A 15,226-nucleotide genomic window follows, 5' to 3' on the forward strand; every position below is an offset into this window, starting at 1 on the left:
AAAAGCTTCTTTAGAAAAAGCTATTGAAGAATTAGAAAAAATAGATGATGAAAAACCAGTAGAAGTAAATAAAGAAGAATTAAAGAAATCAATAGCAATGGCAGAAGCTTTAAAGGAAGAGGATTATACAGCAGAAAGTTGGAAGGGCTTTGCAGATATCTTAGCAGAAGCAAAGGTAATATTAGCTAAAGAAGATGCAACACAAGAAGAAGTAAATAGCATAAAAGCTTCTTTAGAAAAAGCTATTGAAGAATTAAAAGAAGTAGGTAATGAAGAACCAGTAGAAGTAGATAAAACACAATTAAAGAAATTAATAATTGGAGCAGAAGCTTTAAAGAAGGATGATTATACAAAAGAAAGTTGGGAGAATTTTGTAAATGTTTTAAAGGATGCTAAGGTTATTTTAGTTAAAGAAGATGCAACACAAGAAGCAGTTAATGACATAAGAGATAAATTAACTAAAGCTATTAATGACTTAAAATTAAGTGAAAATAGTGGTAGTAATGGAGAAAATAATAGTGGCGGTAACAACAATAATAGTGGCGGTAACAACAATAATAGTGGCGGTAACAACAATAATAGTAATAATAACAGCAATAACGATAATAATGGATTACCATCTACAGGAGGAACTTCACCAGTAGCAGTAGGACTATTTGGAACAATAGTTTCATTATTAGGTGCATTTATGGTAAAAAGGAAAAAACAATAGTATAAAAATAATTTATTAAATATATAGACGTCTTGAAATATAAGCAAAAATATATTTTATGACGTCTTAATTTTGGGGAGGAGAAAAATGAAAAGGAAGAAAAGGGTAATATCAGCAATACTAGCTTTATCAATGGTAGTATCAACAGGTAGAACCATATTTGCATTAGATAATAAAGTAAATGACAGCAAAGTTACAAATAATAATGAGTTGCGACTATGGTATGATGCTCCAGCAGAGGATAGCTATAATGGTTGGGAGAAATGGTCATTACCTATAGGAAATGGACATATGGGTGCAAGTATATTTGGTGGAGTAGAGTATGAAAGAGTACAAATAAATGAAAAAACACTCTGGTCAGGTGGACCAAGTAAAAGTAGACCTAATTATAATGGTGGAAATATAGAGTCTAATGCAACAGTTAAAGTTAATGGAGTAGATGTTCCAATAATGAAAGCAATTCAAGATGCATTTGCTAAAGGTGATACAGTTACAGCTAATAACTTATGTAATAAATTAACTGGAGTTAGTGATGATGCAGGAACGCAAGGATATGGGTATTTTTTAAGTTATGGCAATATGTATTTAGATTTTAAAGATAATATAAAAGCTAGCGATGTAAAAAATTATGTGCGTGATTTAGATTTATATACTGCAATTTCAAGTGTTAATTATGAATATAATGACGTTAGATATAAAAGAGAATATTTTATGAGCTATCCTGATAATGTACTTGTTACGAAACTTTCTGCTAGTGAAAAGGGAAAATTATCATTAGATGTTAGAATAGAACCAGATACTACTAGAGGTGGAGGACCAAATACCAATAATGGATATGGTAGGACATTTGATAAAACATCAAAAGATGGATTAATCACTATTTCTGGTGAGTTAGATGATAACCAAATGAAGTTTAACTCTCAGACTAAAGTGATAAATAGTGGTGGTACAATTAATGATTTAGCAGATGGAAAGGTAAATGTAAAAGATGCTGATGAGGTTATTATAATAACTTCAATAGGAACAGATTATAAAAATGAATATCCTAAATATAGAACAGGAGAATCTGATGAAGATCTAGAGGCTAGAGTTAATAAAAATATTGTAGAGGCAATTAAAAAGGGATATAACGGTCTTCTAGAGTCGCACTTATCAGATTATCAAGGTATATTTTCAAGAGTAGATTTAGATTTAGGTCAAACACCATCAAGTATGACTACTGATAAATTATTGAAAAAATATAATGATGGTACTGCACCAGAAACTGAACAAAGAGATCTTGAGGTTATGTTATTCCAATATGGAAGATATTTATCAATAGCTTCTTCACGTGATGGATCATTACCATCTAATTTACAAGGAGTATGGGCAGGGGGAAACAACTCTCCATGGCATTCAGATTATCATATGAATGTTAACCTTCAAATGAATTATTGGCCATCATACTCAACAAATATGGCGGAAACAGCGTTGCCATTAATTGATTATGTAGAATCATTAAGAGAGCCAGGGCGTGTTACAGCAGAAATTTATGCAAATATAAAGAGTACTGATGAAAATAAAGAAAATGGATTTATGGCTCATACACAAAATACACCATTTGGATGGACAGCACCAGGTTGGAACTTTGACTGGGGATGGTCTCCTGCGGCAGTACCTTGGATTCTACAAAATGTTTGGGAATACTATGAGTACACTGGCGATGTAGAATTTATGAAAACTAAAATTTACCCAATGTTAAAGGAAGAGGCTATTTTATATGAGCAAATGTTAATTGAAGATCCAGAAACGGGTAAACTAGTTTGTTCACCAGCTTATTCTCCAGAACATGGACCAAGAACTAATGGGAATACTTATGAACAATCTTTAATTTGGCAAATGTACGAAGATGTTATAACAGCGGCTAAGTTAGTAGGAGAAGATTTAGAGAAGATTGAAAAATGGGAAGATATACAAAGGAATTTAAAGGGGCCTATTGAAATTGGTGATAGTGGCCAAATAAAAGAATGGTATGAAGAAACAACATTAGGAAGTATGGGGCAAAAAGGACATAGACATATGTCTCATCTTTTAGGTTTATTCCCAGGAGATTTAATTTCTGTAGAAACTCCAGAGTTACTTCAAGCAGCTATTGTATCACTAAATGATCGTGGTGACCAAAGTACTGGTTGGGCAATGGGACAAAGAATTAATACATGGGCAAGGGTAGGAGATGGAAATCGTGCATACAGTTTAATTCGTACATTATTTAAGAGTGGTATTCTTACAAATCTTTGGGACACCCATGCACCATTCCAAATTGATGGAAACTTTGGTATGACTTCAGGAGTAGCTGAAATGCTTATGCAAAGTAATATGGGATATGTCAATTTTATGGCTGCTATGCCTGATAAATGGGCAGATGGTTCTGTATCTGGATTGGTTGCTAGAGGAAACTTTGAAGTTGGTATGGAATGGAAAGATAACCAAGCTACTAAGTTTTCTATAACTTCAAATAATGGTGGAGAATTTATTGGAAAATATGAAAATATAGGATTGTCAATTGTTAAAGATTCTAAAGGAAATTTGATTAATTATAGAGCTTTAGAAAATGAAAAAATATCTTTTGATACAGTTAAGGGTGAAACTTATACAATAACTAATATTCCAACTTCAAAATTAGATGCACCAAATAAATTAAGTGCTTATAGAATAAGTGATGAAGTTATTGATTTAGAATGGAATGATGTAGAAGGAGAAAATGTAACTTATAATGTGTATCGTCAAATAGATAAGGGCGATTTAGTACTAGTTGGTAATAATATAGAAGGTACATTTTTAACAGATGAAAATGCTCAGGACATTTTAGGAACATTCAAATATAGTATTTCAGCAGTTATTGATGGAGTTGAAACTAAGCTATCAGATGCAGTAGGAGTTAAAGACTTAAGAAATATGGCAGGATATATTGATGATCAAGACCCTCGTATAACTTATGTAGGAAGTTGGGGAAACTGGTCTGAATCAGTTAATCATGCAGGTACAGTAAAGTTTTTAGAGAACCCAACTGGAAATGAAACAGCTGAATTAACTTTTGTAGGCACAGGAATAGAAGTAATTGTAGTAACTAATGCAGATAGAGGTAAATATGAAGTATTTATAGACGGTGTTAGCAAAGGCGAAGTAGATACTTATAGCCCATCTGCAGAAAGAAAAAAGGTTATATATACTATTAATGATTTAGAAAAGGGAAAGCATACAATTAAGCTTAGAGCAACTGCAACAAAAAATCCTAATGCAAGTAAGGCTAAAGTAGAACTAGATGCATTTAAAGTTATAGATAATTCAGCAACAATTGTAACGGGTATTGATATATCCTCAGATTCAGGTATAAAAACATTAAGCAAAGCTAATAGCAAATTACAAATGTTAGCTAATGTTACGCCTATAGATGCATCTAATAAAGAAGTATCATGGAAGGTTACAGATAGTTTAGGAAATGCAACTAATCTTGCGACTATTGATGAAAATGGATTGTTAACTATAAATTCAAAGAATGGAGTAGTTAAGGTTACAGCTATATCTAAAGAAAATCAAGAAATAAAAAATTCAATTGATGTTAAAATTGCTATACCAACATCAACAAGTGAAACTATTGTAGAAGATGCTGTGAACAACAATGGATGGACAAAGAATCCTCAGTTTATATGGACAGGTACTTGGTCGACATGGGCAGGAGAACCAACTAAACATCATGGTGTTACTAAGACTGAAACAGGGGTTGGAGCTGGAACAATAGGCAGTAGTATTGAGTATAGATTTAATGGAACTGGAATAGATGTTTATGTTCACAAGCATACTAATTTTGCTAGTTTTGATATTTCTATTGATGGTGGAGAAAAAACTAATTACTCTTTAGAAGGGAATGATGAAGGACAATCACTGCTTGCATCATTTAAAAATTTACAAAATGGTGAGCATACTATTAAGTTAACTTCTAAAGAACGTTCTGGTAAATATCAAGTGAATATTGACTATTTTAAAGTATTTTTACCAGAAGGAAATTCTCCATTAGATAAAAGTGATTTGCAGACAAGTATTGAAAATAATAAAGATAAAGTTGAAAAAGATTATACAAAAGAAACATGGGTATTATTTAAAGAAGCATATGATAATGCAGTAAGTATAATGAACAATGATAATTCAAATATTGAAGAAATTAAATCAGCGACCAAAGCATTAAATGATGCATCTTTAGCTTTAAAAGAAAAACCTTTAACAACACCTCCTTATATAGGAGATGCAAAAGTTGAAGCGATAGGAATTGAATCATCTACATTAATGTTAAGATGGACATTAATTCCTGATGCAGTAAGTTATAATATTTATAAGGTTGATAATCTAACAGGAGAAGAAATATTATTAAACAATATAACAAATTTATATTATAGAGTAAATGACTTAATTCCAGGAACAACGTATGACTTTAAAATAAAGGCAGTAAATAAAAACAATATAGAAGGTTCACTGCCGGTTATTAGAGTAACAACTAAAGCTGCCTTAGATAAAGAGAGACCAAGTAATGTTAAAAATTTAAAAGTTAGCGAAAATCCAATTCCAGTTTCAATAATTACATGGGATGAAGCTACAGATAATGAAGGGATAAAAGGATATAAGATATATGTAAATGGAGCTTTTTTAGGAATAACATCAAATACAAATTATGAATTAACGGGATTAGAATATGATAAAAGTTATATTATAATGGTAATAGCATTAGATGAGGCAGGAAATACATCTCTTAGTCCAGCAGTAATAGAAATTAATGAAAATGAAAAACCAGTAGAAGTAAATAAAGAAGGATTAAAGAAATCAATAGCAATGGCAGAAGCTTTAAAGGAAGAAGATTATACAGCAGAAAGTTGGAAGGGCTTTGCAGATATCTTAGTAGAAGCAAAAGCAATAATAGCAAAAGAAGATGCAACACAAGAAGAAGTAAATAGCATAAAAGCTTCTTTAGAAAAAGCTATTGAAGAATTAGAAAAAATAGATGATGAAAAACCAGTAGAAGTAGATAAAACACAATTAAAGAAATTAATAACTGGAGCAGAAGCTTTAAAGAAAGATGATTATACAAAAGAAAGTTGGGAGAATTTTATAAATGTTTTAAAAGATGCTAAGGTTATTTTAGTTAAAGAAGATGCCACTCAAGAAGAAGTTAATGACATAAGAGATAAATTAACTAAAGCTATTAATGAGTTAAAATTAAGTGAAAATAGTGTTAGTAATGGAGAAAATAATAGCGGCGGTACCAACAATAATAGTAATAATAACAGCAATAACGGTAATAATGGATTACCATCTACAGGAGGAACTTCACCAGTAGCAGTAGGACTATTTGGAACAATAGTTTCATTATTAGGTGCATTTATGGTTAAAAAGAAGAATAGTAAAAATTAATAAATTATTTAAAAGAGATATATCAGATATTATTATGATATATCTCTTTTAATATTATATTTTACAAAATGGTGAGGGTTTTTTTGAAAAAATCCAACAGATTTTTTATGTTTAAGGAGTGTTTATTATTAAAATACCTTTAATAAATGAAAATAGTCAGGCAGCGAAAAATTCAATGATATATAGAACTTTAAATAAAGTAGTATAACTAAAAGGATATGAAGCCTTTAATTAAGGAACGGTTAGTTCTGAAGTGAAGTTCAACTAACATATGTTCAAAATGGTATTTTAAGAGGGACATATAATGTAAATTAATTTTACAGTAGGTTTAGGTTGTCTATATATGAATAATTTTATAAAATTATAGTAAGAGAATAATAAAAGGAGAGAGTATTTATAATGTATATATTTAATTTGGTTTCATTTATTTTTCCACTATTTTTTTTAGCTTTTATATGTCTTTTTATATTTACAATAGTTAAAAATATAAAGGAATGGAGTAATAATAATAGACAGCCTATTATACCAGTTGAAGCATTGATTGTATCTAAGAGAGCGTCAGTATCACATCATAATCATCACAATTCTATGTCAACATCTTCTACAACATATTATGTAACCTTTGAATTTTCTAATGGAGAAAGATGTGAGTTAAAATTATCAGGTAGAGAGTATGGATTGTTAGCAGAAGGAGATAGGGGGATTCTTGCATTTCAAGGGAGTAGATTTATAAGTTTTGAGAGAAAATAATGCAGGGTTAGTTGGTGCAGTTTACTATAATATAAATAACTAACAAGTATTAATAAAATAATTTACTTAAAGTTTATTTAGGGTTCTTATGAATATAAAAGAGATGTTAATTTTAGTTAACATCTCTTTTATATTATTGCATAGTGTATTTTTGCTTTGTTTGTTGGATTTTTTGTGCATCAACTTGCTCTACTGGATACCAGCCTTTAGCTTCCATTTTCTTATAAACTTCATGTTGTATTTTTAATGTTTCACATAATAAATCATGGAAGGTTTGATGTATATTTTCAGTAGAAGCTTCAATTGTTCCATGTAAATATAAATCAGCAGCACCTTTTGTAAGTAGTAAAATGTTTTCCATTAAATTTTTATCATCCATACTACAAACCTCCTTTTATAATAATGAATATAATTTTCCAAATAGTTCTTTATGTTTTGCTTCTAGTTGAGTAACTAGATTTTTTAATTCTGCATCTTGTATTTTTGATGCAGTTTCTTGACACTTTGTTTCCATAAATTGCTCATGTCCTAAAGCATCTTCAATATATAATAATTCCTTTGAAGTCATGGCTTATCACCTCCAAAATTATTATTAGTAAAATGATTTGAATATATTCTTAATAATTTTTGTAATTTATATTGACATTTACTATTAAAGAGAATAATATAAATAAAAAGCAAAAGTCGATGAAAAGAAAAGTAGATATTTAAGAGTATCTTCAGCGAATGAAGGATGGTGGAAGCTTCATGAGAAATTGATATTGAAAGACATCTTGGAGATGCTTACTTGAAATTAAGTAGAGTAAGACGTGTTCTAGCGTTAATAGATTGAGATAACTTTTTAATTATTTAATTAAGTTAAATTAGGATGGTACCGTGAACATAGCCTTCGCTCCTATATGGAGTGGAGGCTTTTTTATTTAAAGTGGGCCCGCTTTATATTTATTTCCTAAAGTTAAACTTAATTTTATATTTATAAAGTTAAAAAGGGTGGCACCGCGAAGTTTTATCGCCCCTTGAACAAATTTTGTTCAAGGGGTTTATTTTTTGAATTAATAAAACAATTAAGCTTAAGAGATTTAAATAATAAGATTAAAATAAAATTATGAAAGGAAAGTAGATATGGAAAGAGTATTAGTTAAGGATATTATTAATTTTATAGGAAAAGAAGTTAAGATAGAAGGTTGGGTATATAGAATAAGAAAGCTAAAATCAATAACTTTTTTAGTAATAAGAGATAGATCTGGATTAGTACAGTGTATTATAGAAAATAATCATATTGATTTAAGCTCATTAAAGCTTGAATCAGTAGTATCAATTATTGGGATAGCTAAGAAAAGCAATAATTCATTAAATCCATTTGAAATATTAGTTGAAAGTTTTGAAATAATAAGTGAAGCGCAGGAACTTCCAATAGAATTAAATAAAAAAGAGTTAAATGTAAATTTAGACACTATATTAAACAATAGAGCAATTAGTATAAGACATGAAAAAATTAATTCTATATTTAAAATACAAAATATAATAGTTCAAAGTTTTAGAGAGTTTTTAATGAATAAGGGATTTACAGAAATATTTACCCCTAAAATAGTTGCAGAAGGAGCGGAAGGTGGAACAGAAGTATTTAAATTAGATTATTTTGAAAAAACTGCTTATCTTGCACAAAGTCCTCAGCTTTACAAGCAAATGATGGTGGGATCTGGATTTGAAAGAGTTTTTGAAGTTGCTCATGTATATAGGGCTGAACAGCATAACACAAGTAGACATTTAAATGAATATATAAGCATGGATTTAGAAATGGGATTTATTAATGATGAGTTTGATATAATGAATTTAGAGGAAGAACTAATAAAATTCATATTAAAAAGTATAGATGAAAAAGGAAAAAAATATTTAGAAATCCTAAATGTCAATATTCCTAAAATAGATGGGAGTATACCGAAAATTGAACTTAATGAAGCAATAGGAATATTAAAAAATGTCTATGGCAAGGCAAATTTAGAAGGAGATTTAGACCCAGAAGGAGAAAAGCTTATATGTAAATATGCAAAAGAAAAGTACGGTTGTGATTTCATATTCTTGACTAATTATCCAAGGAAAAAGAGGCCAATGTATACAATGCCGCTTGATGAAGATGGAACAAGAAGCTTTGACTTACTTTTTAATGGAGTTGAAATAACAACTGGCGGACAAAGAATTAATAATTATAATATGCTTATAAAAAGTATAGAAAGCAAAGGATTAAACCCATTAAATTATGAAAATTATACAGATATATTTAAATATGGTATGCCAAAACATGGTGGGTTAGCAATAGGGTTAGAAAGGATTACAGCTCAATTATTAAATTTAGAAAATGTTAGGGAAGCATCACTTATCCCTAGAGATAGAACTCATATAACACCATAATTAATAAATGATTTTAATAAAAAATAATGGACTACCTTTTGGGGTAGTCCTGATATTGTTTTATTTACAAAAATCTGTAAGTTTGGCGTTATCTTGAACATCCATTAAAGCTTCACCAAATCTTTGATAGTGCACAACTTCTCTTTCTCTTAAGAATCCTAATATCTTTTTGATTTCAGCATCATCAGTCAAGTTCATTAACCATTCATAAGTTGCTCTAGCTTTTTGCTCAGCAACCATGTTTTCATGTATATCTGCAATAACATCACCTTTAGCTTGTATATAAGTTGCAGTCCATGGGTTCGCATGTACTATCTAAATACATATTATCAATGTAAAAGAATTTCACATTAAAATTTTTATTTTGATAGTCGAATGTTATTTCTTCAATTATATTTTTAAGTAAGTTTCTTTTTATATTAATATCATCATTATCAAAAAAATATTTATCAAAATTGATAAAACTTTTAATTAATAACTTTATATTATCAATAGTATTTTTTATATCATTTTGAATTAATTCAGTATTATTTATTTTTGATTTAATATCATTGATTTCAGAGTTAATATTATTAATTTCATTTCTTAATAATTCTTTTAAAGTTTCCTCATTTGCTAGTGAAATCTCTTTAATAAGATTATGAATTTGATTTGTTTTTTCTGAAAGTTGATTATTTAAAGAGGTTAAAAGGTTTTTATTAGAAGAATTCAAAAGAATATTTAATTTTGAATTATAAACATTTAAAATAACATCTTTATTATAAGTTTTAATCTTGCGTATTAGTTGAGAATCTACTAATTCAGCTCTTAAATTTGGAGTATCACATTTAGTCTTAGAGAAGGATTTATTTTTGCTAGAGCAAGTATAATAAATATAGTTTTTACCATCTTTATTTTTAGTATTATATTTTATTACCATATTGGAACCACAATTTCCACACTTAAGTAGTCCTGAAAATAAAGTTTCATTAGATCCTGTACCAGTTCTATTTGATATAGATTCAACCTTTTCTTTATTTTCATCAAATTTTTTCTGTACATATAACCAATCTTCAGAAGAAATTATACCTTTATGTGAAGCAACAGCAATAATAATATTATCTTTATCAGTTTTTTTATTATAAGTTAAATACCCATTTCCATTTGGATTTCCATATACATTGTAATTTTTAGATTTTAAATATGAATGAGTTGATTCATCAGATTTCACATATAAGGAATTTTTTAAAATTCTTTTAACACCAGATAGTTCAAAGTTACTTCCTGTTTTGGTTTTATAACCAATATTATTTAATTCTTTAACAAGATTATGAATAGATCCTTTTTGAATATAATTAGTGTAAATGAATTTAACAATTTCTAATTCGTCTTTTACAGGAATTAACTTACTAAAAGATTTGTTTTTCATTTCCTCATTAGTGTAAGTAACCTTTTCACTTATAAACCCTAACGGAAGTTGCCCCCCAGACCATTTACCTACTTTAGCTAATTGAAGCATATTATCTTTAACACGTTCAGCTATAGTTTCTCTTTCTAGTTGTGCAAAGACACTAGCTATATAAATCATAGCTCTACCCATTGGACTAGATGTATCAAATTGTTCTTTAATGCTTATGAAATTAACATTATATTCTTGCAATAAATCTAGTGTAGAGGAGAAATCAGCAACATTACGAGAAATTCTATCAAGTCTATAACATATTAATATATCTATTTTATTATTCTTAATATCGTCGATTAATTTTTTGAATTGAGGTCTATTTAAGTTCTTTCCACTAAACCCTTCATCTTCATATATATAGAATTCAGAATTTTTTATATCCAAATGATTTTTACAATAGTTTTTACAAAGTTCAATTTGATTTTCAATAGAATCTCCTTTTTCACTAAAAACTGATTTACGAGAATATATAGCAATTTTCAAATCAATCACTCCTTTAATAAACATATGTTCTGCTTTGTGTTAAAAAAAATTACCTTGAAATGCACTCATAAAATTTAAGTGTTCTTGATAATCTTCATTTTTACATTCTATAAAATCTTTAAAATTTTCAATAATTAATTTATCAGAGCCAGTTAAGAATCTAAGAGTAGTAAATCTTTTAAAACTAGCATATCTGTATTTAGCAGCTTGTGTTGATAAGTTGCAAAAAACTTCAATCTCATATGAACTATGGATATTTAATTCTCTTAAAATTGCAGGATGAGCAAGGAAGATACTTGTGAAATAATTAGCTTCACGTTCCATAAAATCATATAAATCATCATCTAATTCAGTTATAGAATTAATTTTATTATGCTTACAAAGAATATGACCTAGTTCATGCACTATAGTCCATAGCATCCTTTTAGGATTAGTGATAGTAATATCATTATAATAGATAATATATGCGTCTAAACTAGGTTTATAATCACAACAACCATCATCAGAAGTGAAATAAGCAAATACTTGTTCCTTAGTAAGATTAAAGTCATTCATAAATTGGCTATATGAAATGATTTTTATATTTGAGAAAGAATTTATTATAGTTTCTAAATTAATAGGATAACTATTTAAGCCTAAAGATATATATAAATTATTAACCAATTTATGTATGAATTTATATCTAATCGTTAAAGTATTTTGCAAAAGCAGCTTCTAACACTTTCATCATATTTTCTTGTTCATCTTTAGGCATTTTTCTTCTAGCTCTTTCAATTCTTATAATATCGCTATGAAATTTTTCTTCATTTTCGCTTTTGGCAGTAGTATTTAATTCATTATTATTATCATCAAAAAAAGTGCTTATAGGCACTTTTAAAGCCTTAGCTAATAATTGAAGCGAATCCGTTTCAATCTTTCTTTTTCCATTTTCCATTTTACTAATTGTAGATTGAGGAATACCTGTTAAATCAGCTAATTCATATGTTGTCATACCTTTATCTACTCGAATTGATTTTAATCTTTCATGGGGTTCCATAAAAATCACCTTTCTATTAAAACTTAATTCTATTTTAGAATAATTCAAAAATAGAATTAAGTCAAGTATTTAAGAGAAAATTTAAGAAATATGAAGTTATTTTGATACGTTAATTCTAAATTAGAATTGAAAGTTGTAAATATTAATTCTATAATGTAATTAATTCGAAAATGGAATTGAGGTGAGCGGAGTGGAAGTCGGTTTAAGAATTAAGGAGATAAGAGAACTAAATAACATATCTCAAGAAAAATTAGCGAGAAAAACTAAAATTTTAAATCAATCTCAAATATGCAAAATTGAGAATGGACAAAGAGCTTTAAAAGCAAATGAATTATTAAAAATAGCTGATGTGCTTAATGTGGAAATAACAGAAATCATAAGTTAAATAGGAGGTAAGTAAAATGGACAATTTAATTATCTTTGAAGAACGAGAAGTTTTAGGGAAGGATTTTAAAATTTATGGAACAAAAGAAAATCCATTATTCTTGGCAAAGGATGTTAAAGAATGGATAGAGCATAGTGATGTTTCCATGATGCTAAAGAAAGTTGATGAAGAAGAAAAGGTAACAAATAATGTTTGTACCCTTGGAGGAATACAACAAGCTTGGTTTTTAACAGAAGATGGACTTTATGAAGTGTTAATGCAAAGCAGAAAACCAATAGCAAAACAATTTAAGAAAGAAGTTAAGAAAATACTAAAGCAAATAAGAACAACTGGTGGAGCTGTTAAAAATGAAGAAGAATTTATTAAGAATTATTTTCCATCATTTTCGGATGAAGTTAAACAAGCTATGGTTCTTGATTTAAAAAAACAAAATGAAAAGATACAAAAAGAATTAGAAGAAAAGAACAGATTTTTAAATCAAATATCAGCAAGTTCAAATTCAATATTAGTTAGAGATGTAGCACATTTAGCAACTAAACATAATTTGAAAATTGGAGAAAAAAGACTTTGGAATAAGCTTAGAGAATGGGGATTAATACAAAAAAATTCTACCAATCCAATGCAAAGAGCATTAGAACAAGGATTATTTGAGAAATCAGAATTTGTAATTCAAAGAAGTAGGGGAGTAGAAACAAAGTTTACTACAAGGGTTACAGGAAAAGGTCAAGTTTATATTATAGATAGATTATTGAGAGAAGTAATTTAAATATAAAGAAATAGGAACAATTACTATTTAAACTCATATATTAAAAATAGAAATTTATAAGAGGTATGTATGAGAACAAAAATTAATTATGATGAATTTACGGTAACTTTTGAAAATGAAATTTCAGAAAAAGCTTTATTTAATTATTATTCAATTTTAATTGACTTTTTAGTAGAAAAATTCGGGAAAGATGCAGTAAGAATGGCATTGGAAAAATTGATACAAGAAGACTAAAGAAAATTTGGCTTAATAAGCCTAAGACTAAAACTCAACAGAATAAAAATTAAGGAGGATTAACTATGAAAGCAATACCAAGAGAAGTTAAAGAAGAAATAAGAGAAGTGGTAGAAAGTGAATTAAAGAAAAGTAGTGAGTTAAGTTTAATGATGATTAAAGATATTTTAGAAAGAAAATATAAACGTAGATTTTGTAATTCTAGAATATTAGAGGTGTTAGTAGAACAGGCAACAGAGGAAATAGTTTATGTAGATTTAGAGGAGGTAATTTAATATGACAAATAAAGAAAATAAAATTTTAATTGGTGATATTACTAACATAGATCAGTTAAAGACAATGATAAAATCAGCTCGTTTTAATGCTGACAATCTCGAGCGAATGATTAAAGAAAAGCAATACAAACAAGCTGAAATTTTATCAGAAGAGTTATCACTTCAATTACATGAATTAGATATTTTCAAAATTGAAGTACAGTTTAAAAATGTTACTGAGAATAACCGTCAATTGTAATATCTATACTTTCTTTAAATTCAGATAGATATCTACATGGATATTGCTTACAAAAAGGATATAACGAAAACTCTTTATCTCTTTTGTGTAAAGGCAATTTATTATTTTCAATTATCGGACACTTGGTACTTATGAGATGTGCTCTTGTTGAATTTTCTTCAAACAAGTATTTTCCTTCTAAGTACAGATCAATGTCCCAAGTAGGGCATATTATATGTTTGCGACATATAGTTACCATAGAACTCATAAAATACAACCTTTCATAATTATTTCAGCTTGGCCGAGCTGATAATTAAATTATAAATGGTGAATTATAGTAAATCAAATAAGAACGTAGGAGGTAAATTAATATGGTTAAAACTGAAGAGTATTTATCATTAGCTAGAAAAATAGCATGGAGATATTTCAAAAGTATTAAAAATAAATATTCATATGATGAAATTGAGTCGGCTGCATTTTTAGGATTGGTAAAAGCTTCAAAAAAATTTGATGAAAATAAAGGAGTAAAGTTTTTAACGTATGCATCAACTGTAGTTGAAAATGAAATTAAAATGAGTTTTAGAGATGATAAGTGGTTATTTATAAAGCGTGGGGTTCCTAATAATATACTTTCTTTAAACTACATAATTGATCCTGATAATAATACAGAAATGCAAGATATATTAGTTGAGGAAAATGAAATTGAAGAAAATATAGTTAATTTAATTCTAGTAGAAAGATTATTTAAGGTTTTAGATAAAAGGGAAAAAGAAATAATTTATTTATATATTTTTAAAGAAAAACCTCAACGAGATATAGCGAAAATGTTCAATATATCACAATCATACACGAGTAGAATAATTAAAAACTCATTAAAGAAAATGAGGAATGAATTATATAATGATAAATTTTTAGCTTAATTGGAAGGAATTAAATGATAGGCAATTTAGTATGCGTAGTAATACCATATAAAACGTTTAAAGAAAAAATAAGAATAACAAAGAAGTATCAAAAGCATAAAATTGAAATTCATAAAAATTTTATTTTAGTAATCAATAAAGATTTAGGAGGAAGTAATG

At 28.0% G+C, this 15,226-nt stretch carries 16 protein-coding genes, 1 pseudogene and 1 other annotated feature; of the genes and pseudogenes, 10 read left to right on the forward strand and 7 right to left on the reverse strand.

Annotation, left to right across the window (positions count from 1 at the left end):
• From J7M87_RS17725 to J7M87_RS17735, 3 genes are all read left to right on the forward strand, one after another.
• On the forward strand, positions 1-712 hold a 712-nt coding region (locus tag J7M87_RS17725; protein WP_291653149.1), incomplete at its 5' end, for an LPXTG cell wall anchor domain-containing protein.
• An 87-nt stretch (positions 713-799) separates the two neighbouring features.
• Positions 800-6,151: a glycoside hydrolase N-terminal domain-containing protein gene (locus J7M87_RS17730; protein WP_291653152.1), complete on the forward strand. Its 5,352-nt coding sequence runs from the start codon at positions 800-802 to the stop codon at positions 6,149-6,151.
• 399 nt (positions 6,152-6,550) lie between these two features.
• Entirely contained in the window at positions 6,551-6,901 is a 351-nt protein-coding gene (locus tag J7M87_RS17735; protein WP_291653154.1) for a DUF2500 domain-containing protein, read from the forward strand.
• A gap of 133 nt (positions 6,902-7,034) precedes the next feature.
• Here J7M87_RS17735 and J7M87_RS17740 read toward each other — a convergent pair whose 3' ends face one another.
• Both J7M87_RS17740 and J7M87_RS17745 read right to left on the reverse strand, forming a co-directional pair.
• Entirely contained in the window at positions 7,035-7,280 is a 246-nt protein-coding gene (locus tag J7M87_RS17740; RefSeq protein WP_291653156.1) for a spore coat protein, read from the reverse strand.
• 15 nt (positions 7,281-7,295) lie between these two features.
• Positions 7,296-7,469: a hypothetical protein gene (locus J7M87_RS17745; protein WP_291653158.1), complete on the reverse strand. Its 174-nt coding sequence runs from the start codon at positions 7,467-7,469 to the stop codon at positions 7,296-7,298.
• A 110-nt stretch (positions 7,470-7,579) separates the two neighbouring features.
• Positions 7,580-7,801 (forward strand) — a binding site (T-box leader).
• A 222-nt stretch (positions 7,802-8,023) separates the two neighbouring features.
• On the opposite strand from J7M87_RS17745, the gene aspS reads away from it, so the two are divergent.
• The gene (gene aspS / locus J7M87_RS17750) at positions 8,024-9,310 is read left to right on the forward strand and encodes an aspartate--tRNA(Asn) ligase (protein WP_291653160.1); all 1,287 of its coding nucleotides are present in this window, start codon (positions 8,024-8,026) and stop codon (positions 9,308-9,310) included.
• Positions 9,311-9,370: 60 nt separating this feature from the next.
• Here aspS and J7M87_RS17755 read toward each other — a convergent pair.
• The 4 genes and pseudogenes from J7M87_RS17755 to J7M87_RS17770 form a co-directional block, all read right to left on the reverse strand.
• Positions 9,371-9,613: pseudogene (locus tag J7M87_RS17755) on the reverse strand (manganese catalase family protein); the annotation flags it as partial.
• On the reverse strand, positions 9,582-11,234 hold the full coding sequence (locus J7M87_RS17760) for a recombinase family protein (protein WP_291653162.1): 1,653 nt from the start codon (positions 11,232-11,234) through the stop codon (positions 9,582-9,584). The gene J7M87_RS17760 and the pseudogene J7M87_RS17755, both read right to left, overlap by 32 nt.
• Before the next feature lie 39 nt (positions 11,235-11,273).
• Positions 11,274-11,939, reverse strand: coding sequence for an ImmA/IrrE family metallo-endopeptidase (locus tag J7M87_RS17765; protein ID WP_291653164.1), 666 nt, complete (start codon positions 11,937-11,939; stop codon positions 11,274-11,276).
• The gene (locus J7M87_RS17770) at positions 11,917-12,270 is read right to left on the reverse strand and encodes a helix-turn-helix transcriptional regulator (protein WP_272470587.1); all 354 of its coding nucleotides are present in this window, start codon (positions 12,268-12,270) and stop codon (positions 11,917-11,919) included. Before J7M87_RS17770 ends, J7M87_RS17765 begins: the two co-directional genes overlap by 23 nt.
• 190 nt (positions 12,271-12,460) lie before the next feature.
• Between J7M87_RS17770 and J7M87_RS17775 the strand changes: the two genes are divergently transcribed.
• From J7M87_RS17775 to J7M87_RS17795, 5 genes are all read left to right on the forward strand, one after another.
• Complete coding sequence (locus tag J7M87_RS17775) at positions 12,461-12,655, forward strand: helix-turn-helix transcriptional regulator (protein ID WP_272470588.1); 195 nt, start codon at positions 12,461-12,463, stop codon at positions 12,653-12,655.
• 16 nt (positions 12,656-12,671) lie between these two features.
• A complete protein-coding gene (locus J7M87_RS17780; protein ID WP_272470589.1) occupies positions 12,672-13,421 on the forward strand; it encodes a phage antirepressor KilAC domain-containing protein in 750 nt (249 codons plus the stop codon).
• A gap of 69 nt (positions 13,422-13,490) precedes the next feature.
• On the forward strand, positions 13,491-13,655 hold the full coding sequence (locus J7M87_RS17785; RefSeq protein ID WP_272470590.1) for a hypothetical protein: 165 nt from the start codon (positions 13,491-13,493) through the stop codon (positions 13,653-13,655).
• Positions 13,656-13,720: 65 nt separating this feature from the next.
• Positions 13,721-13,930: a hypothetical protein gene (locus J7M87_RS17790; protein ID WP_291653168.1), complete on the forward strand. Its 210-nt coding sequence runs from the start codon at positions 13,721-13,723 to the stop codon at positions 13,928-13,930.
• A 1-nt stretch (position 13,931) separates the two neighbouring features.
• The gene (locus tag J7M87_RS17795) at positions 13,932-14,168 is read left to right on the forward strand and encodes a hypothetical protein (protein WP_142419072.1); all 237 of its coding nucleotides are present in this window, start codon (positions 13,932-13,934) and stop codon (positions 14,166-14,168) included.
• Here J7M87_RS17795 and J7M87_RS17800 read toward each other — a convergent pair.
• Positions 14,143-14,415, reverse strand: a complete 273-nt coding sequence (locus J7M87_RS17800; protein ID WP_291653169.1) for a hypothetical protein — start codon at positions 14,413-14,415, stop codon at positions 14,143-14,145. The genes J7M87_RS17795 and J7M87_RS17800 overlap by 26 nt on opposite strands.
• A gap of 103 nt (positions 14,416-14,518) precedes the next feature.
• On the opposite strand from J7M87_RS17800, the gene J7M87_RS17805 reads away from it, so the two are divergent.
• Positions 14,519-15,067, forward strand: a complete 549-nt coding sequence (locus J7M87_RS17805; protein ID WP_142419071.1) for a sigma-70 family RNA polymerase sigma factor — start codon at positions 14,519-14,521, stop codon at positions 15,065-15,067.
• Positions 15,068-15,226: the final 159 nt, after the last annotated feature.

The sequence above is a fragment of the Clostridium sp. genome (genome assembly GCF_017888565.1).
Taxonomy (GTDB): Bacteria; Bacillota; Clostridia; order Clostridiales; family Clostridiaceae; genus Clostridium.

Excerpts from the sequence above, each read along its gene's own strand:
- J7M87_RS17730 (WP_291653152.1), top strand. The coding sequence starts at position 800 with ATGAAAAGGAAGAAAAGGGTAATATCAGCAATACTAGCTTTATCAATG.
- J7M87_RS17735 (WP_291653154.1), top strand. The coding sequence starts at position 6,551 with ATGTATATATTTAATTTGGTTTCATTTATTTTTCCACTATTTTTTTTA.
- J7M87_RS17740 (WP_291653156.1), bottom strand. The coding sequence starts at position 7,280 with ATGGATGATAAAAATTTAATGGAAAACATTTTACTACTTACAAAAGGT.
- J7M87_RS17745 (WP_291653158.1), bottom strand. The coding sequence starts at position 7,469 with ATGACTTCAAAGGAATTATTATATATTGAAGATGCTTTAGGACATGAG.
- aspS (WP_291653160.1), top strand. The coding sequence starts at position 8,024 with ATGGAAAGAGTATTAGTTAAGGATATTATTAATTTTATAGGAAAAGAA.
- J7M87_RS17770 (WP_272470587.1), bottom strand. The coding sequence starts at position 12,270 with ATGGAACCCCATGAAAGATTAAAATCAATTCGAGTAGATAAAGGTATG.
- J7M87_RS17780 (WP_272470589.1), top strand. The coding sequence starts at position 12,672 with ATGGACAATTTAATTATCTTTGAAGAACGAGAAGTTTTAGGGAAGGAT.
- J7M87_RS17785 (WP_272470590.1), top strand. The coding sequence starts at position 13,491 with ATGAGAACAAAAATTAATTATGATGAATTTACGGTAACTTTTGAAAAT.
- J7M87_RS17790 (WP_291653168.1), top strand. The coding sequence starts at position 13,721 with ATGAAAGCAATACCAAGAGAAGTTAAAGAAGAAATAAGAGAAGTGGTA.
- J7M87_RS17795 (WP_142419072.1), top strand. The coding sequence starts at position 13,932 with ATGACAAATAAAGAAAATAAAATTTTAATTGGTGATATTACTAACATA.
- J7M87_RS17800 (WP_291653169.1), bottom strand. The coding sequence starts at position 14,415 with ATGAGTTCTATGGTAACTATATGTCGCAAACATATAATATGCCCTACT.
- J7M87_RS17805 (WP_142419071.1), top strand. The coding sequence starts at position 14,519 with ATGGTTAAAACTGAAGAGTATTTATCATTAGCTAGAAAAATAGCATGG.